The 22,943-nt window shown below is 66.9% G+C and carries 24 protein-coding genes; 10 read left to right on the forward strand and 14 right to left on the reverse strand.

Annotated elements, in window-relative coordinates:
• Positions 1-69: 69 nt before the first annotated feature.
• The 5 genes from FQV39_RS26145 to pdxH form a co-directional block, all read right to left on the reverse strand.
• Positions 70-339, reverse strand: coding sequence for a hypothetical protein (locus tag FQV39_RS26145; RefSeq protein WP_248313146.1), 270 nt, complete (start codon positions 337-339; stop codon positions 70-72).
• A 183-nt stretch (positions 340-522) separates the two neighbouring features.
• Positions 523-966: a TIGR02301 family protein gene (locus tag FQV39_RS26150; protein WP_149132953.1), complete on the reverse strand. Its 444-nt coding sequence runs from the start codon at positions 964-966 to the stop codon at positions 523-525.
• Positions 963-1,442 (reverse strand): NUDIX hydrolase, encoded by a 480-nt coding sequence (locus FQV39_RS26155; RefSeq protein ID WP_149132954.1) that lies wholly within the window; start codon positions 1,440-1,442, stop codon positions 963-965. The genes FQV39_RS26150 and FQV39_RS26155 overlap by 4 nt, the downstream gene beginning before the upstream one ends.
• Before the next feature lie 13 nt (positions 1,443-1,455).
• Entirely contained in the window at positions 1,456-2,232 is a 777-nt protein-coding gene (locus FQV39_RS26160; RefSeq protein WP_472840609.1) for an SDR family NAD(P)-dependent oxidoreductase, read from the reverse strand.
• 13 nt (positions 2,233-2,245) lie between these two features.
• On the reverse strand, positions 2,246-2,860 hold the full coding sequence (gene pdxH / locus FQV39_RS26165; protein WP_149132955.1) for a pyridoxamine 5'-phosphate oxidase: 615 nt from the start codon (positions 2,858-2,860) through the stop codon (positions 2,246-2,248).
• 124 nt (positions 2,861-2,984) lie between these two features.
• Here pdxH and FQV39_RS26170 point away from each other — a divergent pair, with 124 nt between their 5' ends.
• The 5 genes from FQV39_RS26170 to FQV39_RS26190 all read left to right on the forward strand — a co-directional run bounded on the left by FQV39_RS26170 (position 2,985) and on the right by FQV39_RS26190 (position 6,593).
• Positions 2,985-3,440, forward strand: a complete 456-nt coding sequence (locus tag FQV39_RS26170; protein WP_149132956.1) for an RT0821/Lpp0805 family surface protein — start codon at positions 2,985-2,987, stop codon at positions 3,438-3,440.
• Between the two features lie 415 nt (positions 3,441-3,855).
• On the forward strand, positions 3,856-4,791 hold the full coding sequence (locus FQV39_RS26175) for a DnaJ C-terminal domain-containing protein (RefSeq protein ID WP_149132957.1): 936 nt from the start codon (positions 3,856-3,858) through the stop codon (positions 4,789-4,791).
• Positions 4,792-5,107: 316 nt separating this feature from the next.
• Positions 5,108-5,947 (forward strand): enoyl-ACP reductase FabI, encoded by an 840-nt coding sequence (gene fabI, locus FQV39_RS26180; RefSeq protein WP_149132958.1) that lies wholly within the window; start codon positions 5,108-5,110, stop codon positions 5,945-5,947.
• A 77-nt stretch (positions 5,948-6,024) separates the two neighbouring features.
• Positions 6,025-6,279, forward strand: coding sequence for an AbrB/MazE/SpoVT family DNA-binding domain-containing protein (locus FQV39_RS26185; protein ID WP_149132959.1), 255 nt, complete (start codon positions 6,025-6,027; stop codon positions 6,277-6,279).
• The gene (locus FQV39_RS26190) at positions 6,273-6,593 is read left to right on the forward strand and encodes a type II toxin-antitoxin system PemK/MazF family toxin (protein ID WP_149132960.1); all 321 of its coding nucleotides are present in this window, start codon (positions 6,273-6,275) and stop codon (positions 6,591-6,593) included. The genes FQV39_RS26185 and FQV39_RS26190 overlap by 7 nt, the downstream gene beginning before the upstream one ends.
• 9 nt (positions 6,594-6,602) lie before the next feature.
• Here FQV39_RS26190 and folK read toward each other — a convergent pair whose 3' ends face one another.
• From folK to folP, 3 genes are read right to left on the reverse strand one after another with little or no spacing between them, the layout of a single operon-like run.
• Positions 6,603-7,118 (reverse strand): 2-amino-4-hydroxy-6-hydroxymethyldihydropteridine diphosphokinase, encoded by a 516-nt coding sequence (gene folK, locus FQV39_RS26195; RefSeq protein WP_149132961.1) that lies wholly within the window; start codon positions 7,116-7,118, stop codon positions 6,603-6,605.
• The gene (gene folB / locus FQV39_RS26200) at positions 7,108-7,482 is read right to left on the reverse strand and encodes a dihydroneopterin aldolase (RefSeq protein WP_149132962.1); all 375 of its coding nucleotides are present in this window, start codon (positions 7,480-7,482) and stop codon (positions 7,108-7,110) included. The genes folK and folB overlap by 11 nt, the downstream gene beginning before the upstream one ends.
• Positions 7,479-8,321, reverse strand: coding sequence for a dihydropteroate synthase (gene folP, locus FQV39_RS26205; protein ID WP_149132963.1), 843 nt, complete (start codon positions 8,319-8,321; stop codon positions 7,479-7,481). The genes folB and folP overlap by 4 nt, the downstream gene beginning before the upstream one ends.
• 151 nt (positions 8,322-8,472) lie before the next feature.
• Between folP and FQV39_RS26210 the strand changes: the two genes are divergently transcribed.
• Together FQV39_RS26210 and FQV39_RS26215 are read left to right on the forward strand one after the other, a co-directional pair.
• Positions 8,473-9,069: a histidine phosphatase family protein gene (locus tag FQV39_RS26210; RefSeq protein ID WP_149132964.1), complete on the forward strand. Its 597-nt coding sequence runs from the start codon at positions 8,473-8,475 to the stop codon at positions 9,067-9,069.
• 243 nt (positions 9,070-9,312) lie between these two features.
• A complete protein-coding gene (locus FQV39_RS26215) occupies positions 9,313-13,332 on the forward strand; it encodes a Pls/PosA family non-ribosomal peptide synthetase (RefSeq protein ID WP_149132965.1) in 4,020 nt (1,339 codons plus the stop codon).
• Between the two features lie 12 nt (positions 13,333-13,344).
• Here the strand turns inward: FQV39_RS26215 and FQV39_RS26220 are convergent, their stop codons facing one another.
• On the reverse strand, positions 13,345-14,133 hold the full coding sequence (locus FQV39_RS26220; RefSeq protein WP_149132966.1) for a pseudouridine synthase: 789 nt from the start codon (positions 14,131-14,133) through the stop codon (positions 13,345-13,347).
• A 399-nt stretch (positions 14,134-14,532) separates the two neighbouring features.
• Here FQV39_RS26220 and aroC point away from each other — a divergent pair, with 399 nt between their 5' ends.
• Positions 14,533-15,651, forward strand: coding sequence for a chorismate synthase (gene aroC / locus FQV39_RS26225; RefSeq protein WP_149132967.1), 1,119 nt, complete (start codon positions 14,533-14,535; stop codon positions 15,649-15,651).
• A 192-nt stretch (positions 15,652-15,843) separates the two neighbouring features.
• A complete protein-coding gene (ribB, locus tag FQV39_RS26230; RefSeq protein WP_149132968.1) occupies positions 15,844-17,121 on the forward strand; it encodes a 3,4-dihydroxy-2-butanone-4-phosphate synthase in 1,278 nt (425 codons plus the stop codon).
• 7 nt (positions 17,122-17,128) lie between these two features.
• Here ribB and FQV39_RS26235 read toward each other — a convergent pair whose 3' ends face one another.
• The gene (locus tag FQV39_RS26235; protein ID WP_149132969.1) at positions 17,129-18,058 is read right to left on the reverse strand and encodes a histone deacetylase family protein; all 930 of its coding nucleotides are present in this window, start codon (positions 18,056-18,058) and stop codon (positions 17,129-17,131) included.
• Between the two features lie 222 nt (positions 18,059-18,280).
• Between FQV39_RS26235 and FQV39_RS26240 the strand changes: the two genes are divergently transcribed.
• The gene (locus FQV39_RS26240) at positions 18,281-18,877 is read left to right on the forward strand and encodes a L,D-transpeptidase (protein WP_149132970.1); all 597 of its coding nucleotides are present in this window, start codon (positions 18,281-18,283) and stop codon (positions 18,875-18,877) included.
• 135 nt (positions 18,878-19,012) lie between these two features.
• Here FQV39_RS26240 and FQV39_RS26245 read toward each other — a convergent pair whose 3' ends face one another.
• The 4 genes from FQV39_RS26245 to FQV39_RS26260 all read right to left on the reverse strand — a co-directional run bounded on the left by FQV39_RS26245 (position 19,013) and on the right by FQV39_RS26260 (position 22,881).
• Positions 19,013-19,222 (reverse strand): hypothetical protein, encoded by a 210-nt coding sequence (locus FQV39_RS26245; protein WP_149132971.1) that lies wholly within the window; start codon positions 19,220-19,222, stop codon positions 19,013-19,015.
• A gap of 206 nt (positions 19,223-19,428) precedes the next feature.
• Positions 19,429-20,805, reverse strand: a complete 1,377-nt coding sequence (locus FQV39_RS26250) for an aspartate aminotransferase family protein (protein ID WP_149132972.1) — start codon at positions 20,803-20,805, stop codon at positions 19,429-19,431.
• Between the two features lie 137 nt (positions 20,806-20,942).
• On the reverse strand, positions 20,943-22,409 hold the full coding sequence (locus FQV39_RS26255; RefSeq protein ID WP_149132973.1) for an amidase: 1,467 nt from the start codon (positions 22,407-22,409) through the stop codon (positions 20,943-20,945).
• 7 nt (positions 22,410-22,416) lie between these two features.
• Positions 22,417-22,881 carry a MarR family winged helix-turn-helix transcriptional regulator gene (locus FQV39_RS26260; protein ID WP_149132974.1) on the reverse strand — a complete coding sequence of 155 codons (465 nt, stop codon included), beginning with the start codon at positions 22,879-22,881 and terminating at the stop codon, positions 22,417-22,419.
• Positions 22,882-22,943 lie beyond the last annotated feature (62 nt).

The following is a 22,943-nucleotide window of genomic DNA, read 5'->3' on the forward strand; positions in this document are numbered from 1 at the left end:
ATGGATTCCGGGTCGGCGTCGCCTGTGGCGACTTGCCCGGAATGACGAGGGAGGGGAAGCGCGCGAAAGTCAGTGCCGGGTGCCGCTGGTGAAGGCGCCGCAGCGCACTTTCTCCGGCAGGGACTCGGTGAAGATGGCGGTGGCTTCCTCGCCATAGGTCTCGACCAAGGTGCGCAGCGCCGCAAACAGCGCGGCATGGGCGAGCGCATCCGAATCGAGCCCGTCCTGCTGGGCTTCGGCGAAGGCGTCCTCGACATAGCCGTAGGCGACGCGGCGCGCATCGCCATGGTCTTCGGCGAGATTCGGGTCGAGCATCGTGTCTTCGGGCTGGATCGGCATCGAAATGGGACTCTGCGGCCTTCTATCTGATGCGAATCGCGCCGGTTGTGACCCGGATCGCGACGGTTGGGCGATGCTCAAGTCATAAGCCGTGCCAGAGCGGCACGCTACCGCGGCGTTTAAGAAAGGTTAACGCGACCGGAAGAATTCCACCGAAGATCGCATTCCAGCAACAGCTGTTGCCTATCCGCCATAACGGCTGGCCAGCGCCCGCGACAGGGCCTCGCCTTCGGCCGCGAGGCGCGCGGAGGCTTCCTGGCTGGCATCGGTACAGGAACGGTGGGTCAGCGAATAGGCCTTGAAGCCGCGGTTGAAAGCGGCGGTCAGGCGGTCGCGCCGTTGCGGGGTGCGTCCTTCGGCCTCGATCAGGGCCGCCATGCGGGCGCGCCAATCCTGGGCCTCCTTGCCGCCGCAGAGCGTGCGCAGATAGGCGAGCGAGCCCATGATCTCGGCGAGCTGGAGCAGCTGCGGCTCATAGGGCGGGCCGTCCGGCTCCTGGACGGGCGGTTCGGCAGGCTTGGCTGCGGGCGGCTTTACCGGCTGCGGTGTGCGCTGCTGGGCTTGTGAAACCATCGGCGCGAGCAGGACAAGGGCCAGAACGGCCGAAGCGCGAGCGCCGCGCCTCATGCCGCACCACTCGCCGCAAAGAGGCTGTGAGCCCGGCGCAGAACGTCGCCAAGCTCGCGCGTCGTCGCGAGTCCGCCGAGCTTCAGCGGATCGGCCCACATCACGGCGCCGGCCTCCGGGCCCGGTTGCGGTTCGCCGGACAGCCATTCGCCGACGAAGGAGGCGACGACGAAGTGATGCGTCACGGCGCCCTTGGCATCGCGGCCGAAGATCTCGACATGGCGGTTGAAGCCGAGGATGCGGGCGGTGACGCCGACCTCCTCCTCCAGTTCGCGCAAGGCCGCCTGCTCGAGCGTCTCACCGGCCTCGACCTTGCCGCCGGGCAACGACCAGAGTTGATCGGCCGGCGGCTTGGTGCGGGTCGCCAGCAGCACCTTGCCGTCGCGGAAGACCGCGACCGAGGCCGCGAGCACAGGCCGGGCCGCCGCGCGGCCCGCGGCCGGGAAGCGGATGACCTGGCCGCTATCGGCCGTCATGCTGCACCTCGTATCAAACGTGCTGTCCGCCGTTGATGTGCAATTCCGAGCCAGTGACGTAGCTCGAAGCGTCCGTGCAGAGGAAATAGATCGCCTTGGCGACCTCGTCCGTCTTGCCGAGCCGCTTCATCGGCAGGGTGGCGACGATCTTCTCCGTGCCCGGCGACAGGATCGCCGTGTCGATCTCGCCCGGCGAGATCGCGTTGACCCGGATGCCGAGCGGGCCGAAATCGGCGGCCATCTCGCGGGTGAGGCTCGCGAGCGCGGCCTTGGAGGTGGCATAGGCCGCTCCCGCGAAGGGATGGACGCGCGAGCCCGCGATCGAGGTGACGTTGACGATCGCGCCCTTGGCGGCGGTCAACTCGTCGAGCAGGCCGCGCGCCAGCATGATCGGCGCGAAGAAATTGACCTGGAAGACCTTGTGCCAGTCGTTGAAGGAGGTGGTGGCGGCTCCGAGCCGCTCGCCCTTGGGACCCTTCGGCGAGATGCCGGCATTGTTGACGAGCGCATGCAGCTTGCCGCCCTCGGTGACGAGGCGTTTCTTGATTTCGGCGATGCCGCGCATCGTGTCCTCGGGATCGCCGAGGTCGATCTGGACATGGTCGTCGGCGCCCGAGGGCCAGGGGCATTTCTCGGAGAAGCCCTGGCGCGAGCAGGACAGGATGCGCCAGCCCGCCATGGCGAATTGCATCACCGTGGCGTGGCCGATGCCGCGGCTTGCCCCGGTCAGCAGCATGACCGGGCGCTTGCCAGCTTCAGTCTTCGGAAAATCGAATTTCGGCATCGCCATGGGGCTGGAGTCCTTAAGGATAGAAGCGTGTCTTGGTCCAGGGCTCACCGGCCGAACCGCGGCGGAAGACGATGCGGTCGTGCAGGCGGAAGGCGCCGTCGCGCCAGAACTCGATATAGACCGGGGTGATGCGAAAGCCACGCCAATAGGGCGGGCGCGGGATCTCGCCGATGCCGAACTTCAGCGCATAGGTCGCGACGGCTTTCTCCAGCGCGAAACGGCTCTCCAGCGGGCGCGACTGCTGCGAGGCCCAGGCGCCGATCCGGCTGTCGCGCGGGCGCGACTGGAAATAGGCGTCCGATTCGGCGTCGCTGACGAGGGTGACGGTGCCGCGGATGCGGATTTGCCGGCGCAGGCTCTTCCAGTGGAAGAGCGCGGCGGCCTTGGGCTGGCCGAGCAGCTCCACGCCCTTCTGGCTTTCGGTGTTGGTGTAGAAGACGAATCCGTCCGGCCCGTGGTCCTTCAGCAGCACCATGCGGCTGTTGGGCATGCCGTCGGCGTCGACAGTGGACAGCGCCATCCCGGTAGGGTCGTTCGGCTCGGACTTGGTCGCTTCGTCCAACCACTTCTGGAACAAGGCGAAAGGCTCGTTTTCCTCAGTGAAGTCACCGCTCGTTAACGGTTGCACGTTCTAATCCTCGGTCAGTGAAGGTTGGGCGTTGGGCGAGCGCAAAGTGATCCGGTTTCGGGCGATTGGTTTATATAGGGCAGGGGCCGGAGCGTTCCAAAGCCTTCCTGATCGCGCAGCCCCCATGCGCCCGCTGATGGCGGCAGCCATGCTGGCGCTGTTTTCCGCCGGCTGTTCGGTCTCCTTTCCGATTCTCGGCCTGTCGAGCAAGAGCGAGGACGAGGTCGCGACCACCTCCGCGATCCTGCCCTCGCGCGGCGGCGACCGGCCGGCGGCGCTCGCCAGCCTCCAGGCCGAACTCGGCCCCGAGGACATGCGCCGCGCCGATGGCGCGATGAGCGTCGCTCTCGACCCGCAGGGCAATGGCGCTGCGGTATCCTGGGACAACCCCCAGAGCGGCATCAAGGGTTCGTTCATTCCGGTCGGTGGGCCGTTCCTGCGCTCGGACGAGATCTGCCGCGCCTTCATCGCCAGCGTCCAGACGCAAGCCCGGCCCGTGAAGCTGCAAGGCACCGCCTGCCGTCCCTCCGGCGGCGAGTGGGCGGTCAAGGATGTCGCCCCCTGGAAGGGCGTGAGCTGAGCGCTTAGAACATGCTGCTCTTAGGTTGAACCGCCACGCTGATGATGTGCGCTCTTCCCCTCCCCCTGGTGGGGAGGGGATAGGGGTGGGGGGCGAACGACTGGGTGATCGGCTGGACGTTGAGTGCCGTTGCAGCACCGCTGAGGTCATCTCCCGATCGATCGCTCTTGCTTTCCGCCCCCCACCCCTGCCCCTCCCCACAAGGGGAAGGGGTTTGCGTCGCGCCAGCCCGAGCCTCACGATTCCAGCTCAAAGCACAATGCTCTAGCTATTGACTTGCCTTGAGTTTGCGGCAGGTGCAGAAGGGCGCCCGGAGGGTGTTGCGTCGGCGCCACACCATCCCCAGATTAGGTAAAGCGGACGGCTGGCAGCTTGGGCGCCGGCCGTTCGACTTTCCGTGGAAACGAGGTTTTGGATGCGCGATCCCTATCAGGTTCTGGGCGTCGCCCGCGGCGCGAGCGATGCGGAGATCAAGAAGGCCTTCCGTCGCCGCGCCAAGGAGCTGCACCCGGACCGCAACCGGGAGGATCCGAAGGCGCAGGACAAGTTCGCCGAGCTGAACACGGCCTATGAAGTGTTGGGCGACGAGACCAAGCGCAAGCAGTTCGACCGCGGCGAGATCGACGCGGAGGGCAAGCCGAAGTTCCAGGGCTTCGAGGGCATGGGCGCTGGCCGCGGTGGGCGCAGCGGTGGCTTCGAGTTCCATTTCGGCCAGGGCGGCAATCCCTTTGGCGGGCGCGCCGGCAGCGCAGGCGGTAGCGGCGGCGACCCCGGCTTCGACCCGTCCGACATCTTCTCCTCGCTCTTCGGCGAGGCGAGCCGGCGCTCGCGCGGCCGGCCCGAGCCGCAGAAGCCGCCGGAGCAGAGCTTCACCCTGGAAGTCACGCTGGCGCAGGCCGTGACCGGCGGCGCACGCCGGGTCAAGCTGCCGACCGGGCGCGAGGTCGAGATCACCATCCCCGAGGGCGTCACCGACGGCAAGGTGATGCGCCTGCGCGGCCTCGGTCAGACCGATCCGTTCTCCGGCGAGACCGGCGACGTGATGATGACGATTAAGATCAAGCCGGACCCGCGCTTCACGGTCGACGGCAAGGATCTGCGCACCCGCGTCGCGGTGCCGCTGGCCAAGGCGGTGCTCGGCGGGCCGCTGCACGTGCCGACGCTGACCGGCGCCGTCGAGATGAACATTCCGCCGCTGACCGGCACGACCAGGCAGTTCCGTCTGCGCGGCAAGGGGCTCAAGGGCGAAAAGGGCGCGGTTGGAGACCTCTTCGTCACGATCGATATCGAGATGCCGGCAAGCGATGCCGAGCTGACTGCGCTGATGAAGGCGCGCAGCGAGACCGGCTGACCCTTTAGAACCTGCTGGGTTTACACGGAACCACCCCCGTCATTCCGGACAAGCCGCGATAGCGGCGCCGATCCGGAATCCATCGAAGGGCGTCTCGCTCTACGATGGATTCCGGATCTGCGCTTCGCTTCGCCCGGAATGACGGGGGTGGTTTAGGCATGATGCGATGAGCCTCTGCCGGCCCCAATAAGAGGAAAAATACCTCCGATCGGGGCCGGATGCGCGATTCAGCCGTGGAGGCCGGCGTCAAAAGCGGTTCCCACTTCCCTGCGACTGTTCTAAGAGACCTGCTCCTCGTTCACCCTGCGGGTTTCCCATGCCTGATTCCAACGCCGTTTCGCCGACCGCCAATCTCCTCAAGGGCAAGCGCGGGCTCGTGATGGGCGTCGCGAACAACCGCTCCATCGCCTGGGGCATTGCCAAGGCGGCGGCCGAAGCCGGTGCGGAACTCGCCTTCACCTATCAGGGCGATGCGCTGAAGAAGCGCGTGGAGCCGCTGGCCAAGGAACTCGGTGGCCATGTCGTCGGCCATTGCGACGTTACCGACGGTGCGACCATCGACGCGGTCTTCGCCGAGATCGAGAGGCTCTGGGGCAAGCTCGATTTCGTCGTCCACTGCATCGCCTTCTCGGACAAGGACGAGCTGACCGGCCGCTACGTCGATACCAGCGAGGCGAACTTCTCCAAGTCGCTGCTGATCTCCTGCTATTCTTTCACGGCGATCACCCAGCGCGCCGAGAAGCTGATGCCCGATGGTGGTTCGCTGCTGACGCTGACCTATTACGGCGCCGAGAAGTGGATGCCGCACTACAACGTCATGGGCGTCGCCAAGGCGGCGCTGGAATCGAGCGTGCAGTATCTCGCCGCCGATCTCGGCCCCTCGAAGATCCGCGTCAACGCCATCTCGGCCGGGCCGATCAAGACGCTGGCCGCCTCCGGCATCGGTGACTTCCGCTACATCCTGCGCTGGAACGAGTACAACTCGCCGCTGCGCCGCACCGTCACCATCGAGGAGGTCGGCGAGACGGCGGTGTTCCTCGTCTCCGACATGTCGCGCGGCATCACCGGCGAGATCATGCATGTCGATGCGGGCTACCATGTCGTCGGCATGAAGGTGCCGACCGCGCCGGACATCTCCCTCGACAAGGGCGAGTGAGCTAACCCGATTTAGTTATAACATTGTTGTAACGGCGCGGGATTGTGCCTATGCTGGTTCCCTCGATGGAGGGAGCCATGCGCAGTGCCGTCAAGAAAATCGGCAATTCAGCGGGCATCGTTATCCCGAAGCCCCTTCTGGCGGAAATCGGTGCGAAGGCGGGTGACGGTGTCGAGCTCACCGTGGAGCAAGGCCGCATCGTGATCCAGCGCATCCAAGGACAGGCGCGCGAGGGCTGGGCCGAGGATGCCAAGCGTCTCGCGGAGGCGGAAGACGACGCGCTGGCTTGGCCGGAGTTCGGCAATGCCGAAGACGCCGAGCTGACATGGTGAAGCGCGGCGACATCTGGCTCGCAGCCCTCGATCCGACGGTCGGCAGCGAAATCCAGAAGACGCGACCCTGCCTCATCATCTCGCCGGCCGAGATCCATGATCATCTGCGTACGGTCATCGTCGCGCCCATGACCTCGAAAAGCCATCCGGCAGGCTTCAGGGTGCCGATTTCCTTTCAGGGCACGGATGGGCTGATCCTGCTCGAGCAGAGCAGGGCACTCGACAAGAGGAGGTTGCTCAAGCAGCTCGGCTCGGCCCCGCCGGCAACACTCAGCCGCGCCTTGGCCGTTTTGCGTGAGCTCTATGAGGATTGAGCAGCTGAACTAACCCGCCAGCAAGACCTTCAATCGATCCGTCGCGGCATCGTCGCGGCGGATCGTTTCGTCTGCGGCGGCTGCCAGCAGATCGGCCACCGTCCGCCCGCCGATCAGGCGCTGCGGCAGGATCTCCGCCAGCGGCGTCAGCACGAAGGCCCGCTCGGAAATGCGCGGGTGCGGAATCTGCAACCGCGCCTGGTCGATGACCGCGTCGCCATAGGTCAGGATGTCGATGTCGAGCGTGCGCGGTCCCCAGCGCTCGCGCCGTTCGCGGCCGCCGGCCCGCTCCAGCTCGAGGCAGAAGGCGAGCAGATCCTGCGGGGGGAGGGAGGTCTCGATCAAAGCCGCCATGTTGAGAAATTCCGGCTGATCGGTCTTCCCCCAGGGCGGTGTGCGATAGATCGAGGACAGCCGGCCGAGCGCGATGGCCGGGTGGTCGCGCAATCCCTGCAAGGCTGCCGCGAAGGCGGCGACGGGATCGCCGAGATTGCCGCCGAAGGCGAGCGCGGCTTCAACCTTCACGCTGGAATCTCAACTGGATGCCGACCGAGCCGAGCGTCGCCGGGATCGGCGGGGCCGGCTTGCGGAGCGTGACTTCCATTGCCGTGACCGATGGAAAGGCGTCGAGGATCGCCACGGCCACGGCATGTGCCGCGCCTTCCAGCAGGTGGTAGCGGCGCGCGGTGAAGGCGTCGTTCACGATGGCGACGGCACGCCCGTAATCGACCGTGTCAGCCAGGCGGTCGCTGGCGGCGGCGGCGCGCAGGTCGACGTCGAGAACGAGGTCGAGGAGGAAGCGCTGGCCGAGCCGCTCTTCCTCGGAGAAGAAGCCGTGATAGGCGTAGATATCGAGCTTCTCGATCAGGATGCGGCCGGTTTCGCTCACGGGTCTGCCTTCGTGCTGTCCTCGATCGCGGCCCAGGTCTTCAGCGCATCGATATGCGGCGCGACGTCATGGGTGCGGATGATGGCGGCGCCGCGGCTGGCGCCATAGAGATGGGCGGCGATGCTGGCCGCGAGCCGCTCGGCCGGGATCGTGCGGCCGGTGATATGCCCGAGCGTCGATTTGCGCGAGGCACCGAGCAGGATCGGGCAGCCGAGCTCGCCCAACCGGTCGAGATGGTGGATCAGGTCGAGGTTCTGGCGCACGGTCTTGCCGAAGCCGATGCCGGGATCGACGACAATCTGGCCGCGCGGGACGCCGGCCTGCGTCGCGATCGCGATCGAGCGTTCGAGGAAGCGCAGGACTTCGTCGAAGATGTCGAGCGTGGCGTCGACGGTCTCGCGGTTGTGCATCAGGATGATCGGGGCGCCGGCGCTGGCTGCGACCGCGGCGATGCGTGGGTCACGCTGGGCGCCCCAGACATCATTGACGATCGAGGCGCCCGCGGCGAGCGCCGCTTCGGCCACCTCGGCCTTGTAGCTGTCGATCGAGATCGGGGTGGCGATCCGCGCCCTCAGCTCGGCGATCACCGGCAGCACGCGCGCCTTCTCGGTCTCGGCATCGACGGCGGCATGGCCGGGCCGGGTCGACTCGCCGCCGACATCGACGATGGCCGCGCCCTCGGCGACGAGGCGTTCACCGTGCGACACCGCAGCCTCGATGCCCAAGTGCAGGCCGCCATCCGAGAAGGAGTCGGGTGTGACGTTGACAATGCCCATGACCAGCGGCTGCGCGTTGAGCGCGAGGCTGCGGCCATCAGGCAAGGCGAGAGAGAAGGGCATGCGGTTCCGCCAGTGACAGGGCAAGGGCGCTATACACAGCCCGTGTGCAATCGGCCACAGAAAGCGGCCGATTGTCGCTATGGGCGGGATGCATAGGCTCCCGCCAGCTTCGGCTTTTGACGCGAGCAGTGCCAGCGTGCAGAAGCCCGGCATGATACCGCTTTCGCTTTCGCATCGGCTCATCCTCGTCCGCCATGGCGAGACCGACTGGAATCGCGAGGGACGGCTGCAGGGCGGGCAGGACATCCCGCTCAACGAACTCGGCCGCAAACAGGCGGCTGAGGCCGCCGGCCGTCTCAAGACGCTGGAGCCGGCCTATGCCGAACTCGATTATATCGCGTCGCCGATGGAGCGGGCGCGCGAGACGATGGACATCCTCCGGAGCAAACTCGCCCTGCCGGAAGGCGGCTATGCCGTCGACGCGCGGCTGCGGGAGCTGACCTTCGGCGAATGGGAAGGCTTTACCTGGCGCGATGTCCGCAAGGCCGAGCGCGAGCAGGCGCATCTGCGCGAACGCGACAAATGGGGCTTCGTGCCGCCAGGCGGCGAGAGTTATCGCATGCTGGCCGAGCGGGTGCGTCCGGTGCTCGAAGGTCTGCGGCGCGAGACGGTGATTGTCAGCCATGGCGGGGTTGCGCGCGCCGTGCTGGCACTGGTCGGTGCGGTTGCGCCAGGCGACGCCGCCAGGGTCGAGATCTGGCAGGGCAAGCTGCTCGTCGTCACCGGGAGCAAGGCCGACTGGCTCTGAGTCGCGCGGGCTGGACCGGTGGCGCCATGGCATTCATCACCGGTTCACGCGTGATTTGGCAGGAGGAATATGCTAGCAGAGCGTCGTGAGGCGGAGGCCTGCCCGGCTGGGCGGCTCATGCGGATGTCGCGGCGCAAGCGACGATTCCGGTTTTCTTCATAGGGTGCGTGGCAAGGTACCGCACAGCCGACGGCATGAGCCGCCTCGGTGATAGCGACGGGCCTTTGAGCGCAGCGGGGCGCGATGAACGATATGACGAAGCTGTTGGCGGCGTCTGATGCGGCCGGCGCAAACCTCCTTGCCATGCTGGCCGGCGAGAAGCGCCCCGAGCTGATCCGCGACGAGGTGCTGGCCGAGATCTTTGCGGCGACCGTCGCTGCTCGCCCCGACCATCCCGCTCTCGTCGATCGCGACCGTCGTCTCAGCTATGCCGAGGTCTGGGCCCAGGCCGGGCGGCAGGCGCGGGGCTTGCAGCTTGCCGGCGTTGGACCGGGCGACATGGTCGGCCTGTGGATGCCGCGCGGCATCGATCTCCTCGTCGCGCAGATCGCGATCACGCGCGCGGGGGCGGCCTGGGTGCCCTTCGACGCGGAGGCGCCTGTCGAGCGCATCGCGACTTGCCTCAATGACGCCGAGGCCAAGGGCATCGTCACTTGTGCCGGCTGGGTTGCCCGGGCCGAGGAGACGGAGCGCAAGGTCTGGACCCCCGAAGTTCTCGCCGCCGCGCCGGACGGCCATGAGCCGCCGGCGCGCCCGGCCGGGCTGACCAAGGACCACCCGGCCTATCTGATCTACACCTCCGGCTCGACGGGCACGCCGAAGGCGATCGTCATCAGCCACCGCAACATCTGCCATTTCCTGCGCTCCGGGAACGCGCTCTACGGGATCGGACCCGACGACGTCGTGTTTCAGGGCGCCTCGGTCGCCTTCGACCTGTCGATGGAGGAGATCTGGACGCCCTATCTCGTCGGGGCGACGCTCTTCGTCGCCTCGCCCGAGATGATGGGCGATGCCGAGAAGCTGCCAGCCATCCTCGACGAGGTCGGCGTCACCGTCATCGACACCGTGCCGACCCTGCTCGGCATCCTGCCGGCCGACGTGCCTTCGCTGAAGCTGATCCTGCTCGGCGGCGAGGCGCTGCCGCCGGCGATCGTGCAGAAATGGTCGAAACCGGGCCGGCGCATCCTCAACACCTACGGCCCGACCGAGGCGACGGTCGTGGCGACCGCTGCCGAGGTCGTCCCCGGTGAGACCGTCACCATCGGCAAGCCGATCCCGAACTACACGGCCTATGTCGTCGGCGAGGATCTGCGCCTGGTTCACCCGGGCGAACAGGGCGAGCTCCTGATCGGCGGACCAGGCGTCGCCAAGGGCTATCATGGACGCCCCGAACTGACGGCCGAGAAGTTCATCGCCAACCCGTTCTCCGGGCTGGCGGGCGAGGGCGACCCGGTGCTCTACCGCTCGGGCGACGCGGTCAGCCTCGATGACAACGGCAATATCGTCTTTCACGGCCGCATCGACGACCAGATCAAGATCCGCGGCTTCCGCGTCGAGCTCGGGGAGATCGAATCGAAGCTCGCCGACGAGCCGGGCGTGGCGCAGGCGGCCGTCGTGCTGCGCATGGATGACGGCATCGAGCGGCTCGTCGCCTTCGTCGTGGCCGAGCCGGGCGTGGCGGTGGATGGGGCTGCGCTCAGGGCAGCGCTGCGCGAGAAGCTGCCGCCCTATATGGTTCCGGCGCATTTCGAGGCGGTCGGCTCGTTGCCGCGCATGGTTTCCGGCAAGGTCGACCGCAAGATGCTGAAGGCGGCGCCGCTGACGGCGCCGAGCGCCGAGGGCGAACAGGAGCCGCCGCGCAACGAAACCGAAGCCGCCCTGCTGGACGCCGCCAAGCGCGTGCTCGGTGCGGCGAGCCTGCCGCTGGAAGCCGATTTCTTCATCGATCTCGGCGGCCATTCGCTGCTCGCGGCGCGCTTCATCTCGATCGTGCGCGAGACGCCGGCTTATGCCGGCATCACGCTGCAGGATGTCTATGGCGCCCGTACGCTGCGCGCGATGGCGGAGCTGCTCGACGAGCGCGGTGCGGCGACGGCGGAGGACCTCTCCTTCACGCCTCCACCCTTCATGCGGCGCTTCCTGTGCGGGTTGGCGCAGGCCGCGGTTCTGCCGGTCATCATCGGCCTGTCGACGGCGCAGTGGCTTGGCGTCTTCGTCACCTACATGATCATCTCGGGCGAGGACCTGCCGCTGCTCGGCCAGATCGGTGCTCTGCTCGGCGTCTACATCATGATCATCGTCGCAACCGGCCTCATTGCCGTTGCGCTGAAATGGATCGTACTCGGCAGGACCAAGCCCGGCGCCTACCCGCTCTGGGGCGTCTATTATTTCCGCTGGTGGTTCGCGGCGCGCGTCGCCGGCCTCGTTCATATCAAATGGCTGCAAGGCACGCCGGTGATGCGCTTCTACTGGCGCCTGCTCGGCGCCAAGGTCGGGCGCGACGTGATCATCTCCGACTACGAAGCCGGTGCCATCGACCTGATCGAGATCGGCGACGGGGCGAGCTTCGGCTCCAAGACCACCTTCGCCAATGGCGAGGCGATCGGCGACAAGCTGATCATCGGCCGGATCAAGATCGGCAAGGACGTCTCGGCCGGCGCCTCGGTCGTGCTCGGCCATGGCTCGGTGATCGGCGACCACGCCGAGATCGGCGACCTCACCGCCATTCCGCCCGGCATCCATGTCGGCGAGGGCGAGATCTGGGACGGCACGCCCGGCCGCAAGATCGGCATGGTCGATCTCGCCGCCCTGCCGCCGCAGGCTGAGGCCTCGCCCGGGCGCCGGGTGCTGATGACCGCTTTCCACATCCTGATGCTGATCGTGCTGCCGCCGGTCAGCCTGCTGCCGATCTTCCCGGCCTTCTGGCTGTTCGACAAGATCGATGACTTCATCGCCGGCTGGACCGAGATCAGCTATCTCTGGTTCCTGCCGATCCTGACCTGGCCGACCGCGATCGGCCTCATCGCCTTCACGGTGCTGCTGATGGCGGGGCTGCGCTGGGCGATCCTGCCCCGCGTCACCTCAGGCTCCTATTCGATCCATTCCGGCTTCTATGCGCGCAAATGGACGGTGGCGCTGGCGACCGAAGTGACGCTGGAGACGCTCTCCTCGCTCTTCGCCACCATCTACATGCGGGCCTGGTACCGGCTGATGGGCGCGCGGATCGGCAAGGGCGCGGAGATCTCGACCAATCTTTCCGGCCGCTACGATCTCACCGGCATCGGCTCGGGCAACTTCATCGCCGACGAGGTCGTCTTCGGCGACGAGGACATGCGCCGCGGCTATATGCGCCTCGACGCAACGCGCACCGGCGAGCAGGTCTTCGTCGGCAATGACGCGGTGGTGCCGCCCGGTGCCGTCATTCCCGACCGTGTGCTGATCGGCATCAAGTCGAAGCCGCCGGCCAATGACCGGATGCAACCCGGCGACACCTGGTTCGGTTCGCCGCCGATCAAGCTGCCGACCCGGCAGAAAGTCGATCTCGGTGCCGACTGGACCTACAAGCCCTCCTTCGCCAAGCAGTTCGGACGCGGCGTCTTCGAGGCGCTGCACACCTCCTTCCCCTCGATGCTGTTCATCACCTTCGGCACGCTCGCGGTCGATCTCGTGCTGCAGCAGAAGATCAACGAGGGCGACTGGCTCGGGCTCGCGCTGTCCTTCATGGGGGTCGCCGTGGCGATCGCCATCGTGCAGGCGCTGATCTGCGCGGGGGTCAAATGGCTGATGATGGGCGTCTACAAGCCGGTGATGAAGCCGATGTGGTCGTGGTGGGCGATGCGCACCGAGGCCGTGGCGGTGATGTACTGGGGTCTCGGCGGCAAGGTGCTGTTCGACTATCTGCGCGGTACGCCGTTCCTGCCCTGGTCTCTGATGCTGTTCGGCGCCAAGTACGGCAAGGGCGTCTGGCTCGACTCGACCGACATCACCGAATTCGACTGCATCAAGGTCGGCGATTTCTGCACGGTCAATGCCCATTCGGCGCTGCAGACGCATCTCTACGAGGACCGTGTCATGAAGGTCGGCCGGGTGCGGCTGGGCAAGGGCGTCTGCGTCGGGGCGGGCGCGACGGTGCTCTATGACACCCATGTCGGCGACTACGCCCAGGTCGGGCTTTTGACCGTGATCATGAAGGGCGAGAACCTGCCGGCGCATACGCGCTGGGAGGGCGCGCCGGCCGTGCCGGCGAAGGCGCCGGCGCACTGAAGCTGCGGCGGTTCAGCGCGCCGGACCCCAGGTCTTTCCTGCGGGATCGGCGCGGCCTGCCAGCGGCAGCGCCCTTTCCATGCTGCCGAGCTCACGGACTGCGCCCTTGGGCAGGTCTCCGAGCTCGAGTTCGCCGATCCTGACCCGGATGAGGCGCAGGACTTCGGCCCCGGCGGCTTCCACGATCCGCCTGATCTGCCGGTTGCGGCCTTCGTCGATCACCATCTCGACCCAGGCATTGCGTTGACCATGGCGCAGCAGCGTGGCCGCGCGGGTCGTCAGGATCTCGCCATCGTCTACAGCTCCTGCCTGCAGACGCGTCATGAAGGCTTCGTCCGGCACCCGGTCGATCTGGACGTGATAGGTCTTCTCGACGCCGGAAGTGGGATCGAGGATCTGCTGCGCCCAGCGGGTGTCATTGCTCATGAGCAGCAGTCCCTCGCTCGCCATGTCGAGCCGCCCGACCGGAGCCAGGAAGGGCAGGTCGAGACCGTCCAGACAGGCATAGACTGTCTGGCGACCGTCGGGGTCGCTGGTCGTGGTCACCGCGCCGCGCGGTTTGTTGAGCATCAGATAGACACGCCGTGCGGCGGAAACGGCTTGGCCATCGACCCGCAGACGCGCCCGCTGCGGGTCGATGCGCAATTCCGGATGGAGGGCACGGCGGCCGTCGACTTCGACACGCCCTTCCCGGATCAGCCTCTCGGCCTGGGTGCGCGAGCAATAGCCGAGCTTGGAGAGGGCGCGGGCAAGGCTGACGCCTGCCGCTGTCCCCGGGGGACGCCTGCGGAAAGGTTGCATGGTGAGCCTGAGGGTCGATCGCACGGCAGACCCGGCTGGCCGGAAGGGCTCCCGCGACAGCGGTGCGGCCGTTTGGCCCGCACGCGCCGCAGAGCTCGTCGTCGAGACCGGGCAATGGCGATGATGGGTGATCTGGTTATCTGTGGCTTGGCGCCGCAAATGCGCTGGCAGGCTCAAGCCGGCTCAACCCCGAAACCGCGATCAGGCGGCTCGGGGCTAGAATCCCGCGATGATGGGGCTCCCGGGGCGCCAGGAGCGCGAGGGGCAGGGCGACGGGCGGCTCATGATGGCGCTTGAAGCGGGCGAGGCTCTGCCTTGTCAATGGGCGCGCGCAGCCGGGCGGGGTTTCGCCGCGAACCGATCCGGCTTAAGAGCCGATACGCAACCCATCGGGCTCCCATGTCGCACAACAGCTTCGGCCATCTCTTCCGCGTCACCACCTTCGGCGAGAGCCACGGCCCGGCCATCGGCTGCGTCGTCGACGGCTGCCCGCCGCTGATCCCGCTGACGGAAGCCGACATTCAGGGCGATCTCGACCGGCGCCGTCCCGGCCAGTCGCGCTTCACGACGCAGCGCCAGGAGCCGGATCAGGTCCGCATCGTCTCCGGCGTCTTCGCCCGGGAGAGCGACGGCGTGCAGGTGACGACCGGCACCTCGATCGGGCTCCTGATCGACAATGTCGACCAGCGCTCGAAGGACTATTCCGACATCAAGGACAAGTACCGGCCCGGCCATGCCGATTTCACCTATGACGTGAAATACGGCATCCGCGACTATCGCGGCGGCGGGAGGTCTTCGGCGCGCGAGACGGCGATGCGCGTCGCCGCCGGCGCCATCGCCCGCAAGGTCGTGCCGGGCATGGTGGTGCGCGGCGCGCTCGTCCAGATGGGCCCACACAAGATCGACCGCGCCAACTGGGATTGGGAGGAGGTCGGCCGCAACCCCTTCTTCTGCCCGGATGCGAAGGCCGCGGCCTTCTTCGCCGATTATCTCGATGGCGTCCGCAAGGCCGGCTCCTCGATCGGTGCGGTGCTCGAAATCGTCGCCGAGGGCGTGCCGGCGGGGCTGGGCGCGCCGATCTATGGCAAGCTCGATGCCGAGATCGCTGCGGCGCTGATGAGCATCAACGCCGTCAAGGGCGTGGAAATCGGCGAGGGCTTCGGCGCGGCCGAGCTTTCCGGCGAGGAGAACGCCGACGAGATGCGTGCCGGCAATGACGGGCGCCCGCTCTTTCTCTCCAACCATGCCGGCGGCATCCTCGGCGGTATCTCGACCGGCCAGCCGATCGTCGCCCGTTTCGCGGTGAAGCCGACCTCCTCGATCCTGGCGACGCGCGCGACCGTGACGCGAACGGGTGGCGAGGCGGAGATGTTCACCAAGGGACGCCACGACCCCTGTGTGGGCATCCGCGCCGTGCCGGTCGGCGAGGCGATGGTCGCCTGCGTGCTGGCGGACCAGTATCTGCGCCATCGGGGGCAGGTGGGTGTGGTGGAGCCGCGCTGGCCGTTTCAAGAGTAAGCTGCGTCATTCTCGGGCCGCGCAGCGGACCCGACAATCTCTTGCCGGAGGGGCTGCGGGTCAGAGAGCTTCCTTGTCAGGACATGCTCGGGTCAAGCCCGAGTATGACGCCTTGGATCATGCATTTCAGCAATACTGAAAATGCGCCTGTGCTTCATTGCGGATGAAGGGCAGCCGTATTAGCTTGTCGGCATGAAGCTCGACGTCTGGCTCCGGCAGAACAAGATCGCGCGCAGCGCCTTCGCCAAGCAGGTTGGCCTGTCGCCGGCCAGCGTGACCGCGCTGTGCAACGATCCGGCCGCCTGGATCTCCCGCGAAAGCGCCGAGCGCATCGCCGCTGCCACCGGCGGCGCCGTCACCCCCAATGATTTCCTCGGCCTGTCAGGGCCGCGTGAGGCTGCCATGAACAAAGTCGCCGAGACCATCGAAGCCTTCGCTCGCGGCGAGATCGTCATCGTCACCGATGACGACGATCGCGAGAACGAGGGCGATCTCATCGTCGCCGCTTCGCTCTGCACGCCGGAGAAGATGGCGTTCATCATCCGCAACACCTGCGGCATCGTCTGCGCGCCGCTGACGGCCGCCGAGGCCCGGCGCCTGCGGCTCGACCCGATGGTGTCCTCGAACGACGCTCCGCTCGGCACGGCCTTCACCATCACCGTCGACGTCAAGCACGGGCTCACCACCGGCATTTCGGCCGAGCAGCGCACCAACACCGTGCGCGCCCTCGCCAACGGCAATATGGGCGCGGCCGATTTCGTGCGGCCGGGCCATGTCTTCCCGCTGATCGCCAAGGATGGCGGCGTGCTGATGCGCTCCGGGCATACGGAAGCCGCCGTCGACCTGTGCAAGCTCGCCGACCTGCCGCCGGTCGGCGTCATCTGCGAGCTCGCCAACGATGATGGCACCGTGATGAAGGGCGCGCAGATCACCGCTTTCGCCGAGAAGCACGGGCTGAAGCAGATCACCGTCGCCGACCTGATCGCCTATCGCCAGTTGCGCGAGAAGCTGGTCGAGCGGGTGCATTCCTTCCCGGTCAAGACCGAGTTCGGCGAGATGACCGGCCATGTCTACATCACGCCCTTCGACAACACCCAGCATTTCGCCTTCGTCATGGGCAAGCTCGGCGACGGCGAGAAGGTGCCGGCCAGGCTGCATCGCGCCGATGTCGTCGCCGACGTGCTCCGCGGCGCCGGCTCGATCCAATGCGCGCTGCGGCGCTTCCAGCAGGAAGGCCGGGGTGTCTTGGTTTATCTGCGCGACGGCAGCGCCGGCGTGCCGATCAAGAGCGTCGAGGACGAGAACTCCGATGCGCTGCGCAGCCAGCAATGGCGCGAAGTCGGGCTCGGCGCGCAGATCCTGCGTGACCTCGGTGTCAGCTCGATCGTCAACCTCGCCTCCTCGCCGCGCTCCTTCGTGGGGCTCGGCGGCTTCGGCATCGAGATCGCGGAGACGGCGCCGCTGGAGTGAGGTGCGGTCAGGCGCCCATCAGCGCTCCGACATGGGCGGCCGTCGATCTCGCCAACGCGTCGAGATCGTAGCCGCCCTCGAGCACGGAGACGATGCGGCCGCCGGCGTGCTTGTCGGCGATGTCCATCAGTTTCTGCGTCGCCCAGGCGAAATCGGTTTCGCGTAGGTTGAGACTGGCGAGCGGATCGCGCCAATGCGCGTCGAAGCCGGCCGAGATCACGACGAGATCGGGGCGGAAGGCATCAAGGCGAGGCAGGATCGCGATCTCGAAGGCCTCGCGGAATTCATCCGATCCCTCCCCGGGGCGCAGGGGAGCATTCACGATCGTGCCGTGCGCGCCGCGCTCCGAGGCCGCGCCGGTGCCGGGATAGAGCGGCATCTCGTGGGTGGAGGCGTAGAGGACGCTCGCATCCTCCCAGAAGATATCCTGCGTACCGTTGCCGTGATGGACGTCCCAATCGACGATGGCGACGCGCGCGGCGCCGTGGGCCTTCTGCGCATGGCGGGCGGCAATCGCGGCGTGGTTGAAGAAGCAGAAGCCCATGGCGCGGTCGCGCTCGGCATGGTGGCCGGGCGGGCGCATGGCGACGAAGGCATTGCGGGCGGTGCCGCCCATAACCTCGTCCACGGCAGCGGTTGCGCCGCCGACGGCACGCATCACGGCTTCGACCGTGCCGGGGGACATGAAGGTGTCGCCATCGACCTGGACGAAGCCGGAAGCCGGGCTCGAATCGATCAGCGCCTGGGCGTAGGAGGCGGGGTGGCAGAGCGTCACCTGTTCGAGCGTGCCGAGCGGCGCCTCGACCCGAATCAGTGCCGCGAAACGCTCCGCTTCCAGAGCCTGGTCGACGGCTTTCAGTCGCTCGGCACGCTCGGGGTGGCCGGGCGGCATGGCATGGCCGAAGCCGGCCGGATGGGTGATCAAAAGCGTGGTCAAGCGAGGTTATCCAAGCGATTGCGGTCAAAGTGACGCAAAGCGTGACCGCTTTGCCACGCCTGCGCACCATCCGAGCGTCACAAAGGGAACTCGATTGCGCCATGCCGGTTTGGGGCCTAGTGCTTCGCCAGACCGTCGCCCCGCGGTTATGGCTTGGGCGATACGAAGCGTTAACTTTTGATTCATCATAAAGGCTGCCTTCGGGTCGCTCTGGTGGAGACTATGAAGAAGACCGTTTTCGTTGCCTTGGCGCTGTCGTCCCTTCTGGGCGCCTGCCAGTATAAGAGCGTGGCCGCTCCGGAGCTGTCAGCCCGCGACGCGGAATATATCGCGCTCGTCCCCAAGTTCGATACTTACCTGCCTTATCTTCCGTATGAGATTGCCGATCCGACCGGCCAGCCGCCCGGCACGATCTACATCGATACGAAGGAGAAGTTCCTCTATCTCGTCCTGCCGAACAAGAAGGCGATCCGCTACGGCGTCGCCACCGGCGAGGAAGCCTATGGCTGGACCGGCGAGGCCGTGGTGCAACGCAAGGCCGAATGGCCGCGCTGGACGCCGCCGGCCGAGATGGTCAAGCGCTGGCCGCATCTGAAGCCGGTCGCCGGCGGCCTCGCGGGAGGCCCCGACAACCCGCTCGGCGCGCGTGCTCTCTACCTCTACCAGAATGGTCAGGATACGCTCTATCGCATCCACGGCACCAACGAGCCGGAGACGATCGGCCGCTCGGCTTCGTCCGGCTGCATCCGGATGCGCAACATCGACGTGATCGACCTCTTCAACCGCGTTCCCGCAGGGGCGAAGGTCGTTGTCATCTGAGCTTCGACGGTAGACTTCAGGTATTCGAGCGGGCGGCCTTCGGGTCGCCCGTTTTCGTTACGGGTGGCCGGCACGAAAAAGGCCGGTGGGAGCAGGGCTCCGCACCGGCCAGTTTAGGGTCTCGAAGGGGAGGCTTCAGTCGTCGAAACCGTGGCGGAGCACGCCGGGGAGTTCGATCCTGCGTGCCTCGCCGTGTTTCCTCAACGCGCCCGACAGCTGCCTGGTTCCCGCAGCGACCGCCTGAATCGCGATCGGGCGGAAATGTGCGGTGTAGGTCTTGCGTGCCGTGGCATCGTGAAAACCCTCGCGCATCTGCATCTGGGGACGGGCGTCGTGTTGAAACATGGCTCCTGACTCTCTGATGACCTGACGCCGGGGCTCACGCCGCCGACCGCTCGAAACTGCCCATGGATCAGGACGAGGCCGGGGCGCGTCTGTGATTTGTTCGTGGCGATCTCGGGCCGGGAGCGGTTTCGGCCACATTGATGAACGAAAGCAAAAAGGCCGGGCGATCGCCGCCCGGCCTTCCAAATCTCTCACATGCCGTGATCTCAGGCGAACAGGCCTTCCGCCTTGGCCCAGTCGAGGGTCTTGTCGAGGGCGCGCTCGCAGCGGCTGAACATTTCCTCGGTCTCGGCTTCGCTGATGACCAGCGGCGGGCAGAAGGCGAGGCGATCGCCCATGGCGCGGGTGACGAGACCCTCCTGCAGCGCGAAGGCGACAGCCTTGGCGCCGACGCCCTTCTTGACCTCGAAGGGAGCCTTCGTCGCCTTGTCCTTGACCAGCTCGGCGCCACCGATGAGACCGACGCCGCGCGCCTCGCCGACGAGCGGATGCTCGGCGAGCTTCTCGAGGCGGCGGATGAAGGTCGGTGAGACCTTGTTGACGTGATCGACGATCTTGTCGCGCTGATAGATCTCCAGCGTCTTCACCGCGACGGCGCAGCCGACGGGGTGGCCGGCATAGGTATTGCCGTGGCCGAAGGTGCCGATCTTGCGGCTCTGATCGACCAGAACCTCATAGACCTTCTCGTTCATCATCATCGCGCTGAGCGGGAAATAGGCCGAGGTGATCTGCTTGGCGAGCGAGATCGTGTCGGCGTTCATGCCGTAGGTCTCGGTGCCGAACATCTTGCCGGTGCGGGCGAAGCCGGTGATGACCTCGTCGGAGATGAAGAGAATGTCGTATTTGGCGAGGACGGCGTTGATCTTCTCGAAATAGCCCTCCGGCGGCGTGATCGCGCCGCCCGCACCCATCACCGGCTCGGCGATGAAGGCGGCGACCGTGTCCGGCCCCTCGCGCAGGATCATCTCCTCGAGCTCGGCGGCAAGACGCGTCGAGTAGTCCTGCTCGCTCTCGCCCGGCTCGGCGAAGCGGTAATGGTGCGGGCAGGAGGTATGCAGGATGCCGGGCAGCGGCAGATCGAAGTCGATGTGATTATTCGGCAGGCCGGTCAGCGAGGCGGAGGCGACGGTGACGCCGTGATAGCCCTTCAGCCGCGAGATGATCTTCTTCTTCTGCGGCCGGCCGAGCGCATTGTTCATGTACCAGACGATCTTGACCTGGGTGTCGTTGGCGTCGGAGCCGGAGGCGCCATAGAACACCTTCGAGATCGGAACCGGGGCGATCTCCTTGAGCTTCTCGGCGAGCTCGATCGCCGGGTCGTGGCTGCGCCCACCGAAGATGTGGGTGAAGGGCAGCTTCTTCATCTGCTCATAGGCGGTCTCGATCAGCTCCTGGTTGGAGTAACCGAGCGAGGCGCACCAGAGCCCCGCCATGCCTTCGATGTACTCCTTGCCGGTGGAATCGTAGACATAGACGCCCTTGCCGCTTTCCATCACCAGCGGCCCGTTCTGCCGGTGGGTGGCGAGGTTCGTGTAAGGATGGACGAGGGTCTCGATATCCCTGACGGCGAGATTCGACAGCATGATCGGTTTCCGCTCCCTGTTAAAGATTCTTGCCACCTTAAGCTGAACTGCCCGCAAATGTTGAGCGATTTAGACGCAGGGGGTGGCAGACTCTGGCGCAATGCTCCGGAAAATCGAAGACCTGGGCGGAGTGTAGCTCAGAATGAGCTTACAGGCGGCGGGACGAAGCGGCTTCCGGCCTCTTCCAGCATGGCGCCCACCGCGATCGCCGTGCGGTCTTCGCCGAAGGGCGCGATGATCTGGACGCCGAGCGGCAGTCCGTCGCGGGAGCGCATGATCGGTGCGCACAGCGCCGGCAAGTCGGCGCCGGTCGCAGGCGCGGCCCAGAGCAGGAAATCGAGATAGGGGCACGGCTCGCCATTCACGATGAGGCGGCGGCCGTGGATATCCGGGCCATGGTCGTGCGGGATCGCGGCGACCGGAGCCGGCGGGCAAAGCACGACGTCGTAGCGTTCGAAGAAGCGTGCCCATTGCCGCTTCTGGGCGAGGCGGCGATGGGCAAGCTGCTGATAGAGACCGGGCGTCATCCGGGCGCCACGCGCCTGCAGCGCCTGATGCGACAGATCGTTCGGGCTGTAGCGCGAGGCCTGCGCCTGGATGCGGGCGCGCACCTTCGGCGGCAGGCCATAGGCCACGACGGCGTGGTTCAGCAGCGCATAGACCTCGAAGGCATCGGCGAAGCTCACCGAGGGGCGGGCTGTCTCGTCGACGCTGGCGCCGGCTTCGGCGAGGCGGCGGGCCGCCTCGCGAACGGCGTCCGCCACCTCCCGGTCGACCGGAGCGAAGGGGTCGTCCGCCCAGAGCGCGACGCGTAGCCCTTTCGCCGTTCGGGTGCGCGGCTCCGGTAACGAGGCGGGGGCGAGCGCGAAATCGCGAGGGCCGGCGATGATCGGCAGGATGAGGTCGAGGTCCTCGGCGGCGCGGGTGATCGGGCCGGCGACCATCAGATCGACGTTGCGGGGCGTGCGGCGTTCCGGCGGCGGCGGGATCGCGCCCCAGGTCGAGACCAGTCCCCAGCTCGTCTTGAGGCCGAAGACCCCGCAGGCATGCGCCGGCCAGCGGATCGAGCTGCCGAGGTCGGAGCCGAGCTCGAAGGCACTCATGCCGGTCGCGACAGCGACAGCAGCCCCGCCGGAGGAGCCGCCCGGAGAACGGGTTTCGTCCCAGGGGTTGTTGGTCACGCCATGAGCGGGGTTGTAGCTCTGGAAATCGCCGGAGAAGACCGGAACGTTCGTCTTGCCGATGATGACCGCTCCGGCAGCGCGCAACCTCGCGACCGCCGCGGAATCCTCGGCCGGCACACGCTCGCGATAGGCCGGCAGGCCGCCGGAGGAGGGCAGGCCGGCGACGTCGAAGGCGTCCTTGATCGTGATCGGCAGGCCTTCCAGCGGGCGGGCCGAGCCATTCCCGATCCGTTCGTCACTGATGCGGGCCATGGCGCGAGCGGCCTCGCGATCCTGCGCGACGATGGGGTTGAGGCGCGGGTTGAGCGCGTCGATGCGGGCGAAGGTGGCCTCGAGCAGTTCGGTGGCGCTGACGCGGCGCGCGAGCAGGGCCGCGCGTAGGGCGGTGGCCGAGGCGGTCAGGTCGATGTCGGCAGCCATCGCGGCATCATTCCGCGTCGACGGCGCGGGCAAAATCGCGCCAGAGCAGGACGAGGCGATCGAGCTCGGCGAGATCGTCAGGCTTCAGCTTGCCGAGCGTGCTGGCGACGAAATCGCGCTGGGTGGCGATGCCGGCCTCGGCCAGCCGGCGACCTTCCGAGGTCAGGTGCATGGCATAGGAGCGTCGGTCGCCGGCGATCGCACGACGCTCGACGAGGCCGGCCTGGACGAGGCGGTCGACCAGCCCCGAGACATTGCCTTTGGTGACATAGAGCCGCTCGGCGAGCTCGCTCTGGCTGATGCCTTCCTGTTCGGTCAGGGTCGAGAGCAGGTCGAATTGCGGGATCGAGAGGCCGAGCTTGCGGATGCGCCCGGTCATCTGCATCAGCATGCGCTGGTGCAGCCGCATGAAGCGGAACCAGACCCGGTCAGGCTCCGTCGCCGCGTGCGGCACGCTCTTCGGTGCGGTCATCGCGCTTCCCCCCCTTTGGAACGATCAGACCTAAACCATCTGGAGCCGGCAGGCGAGCCTTC

It is taken from the genome of Bosea sp. F3-2, from assembly GCF_008253865.1.
Classification (GTDB): domain Bacteria; phylum Pseudomonadota; class Alphaproteobacteria; order Rhizobiales; family Beijerinckiaceae; genus Allobosea.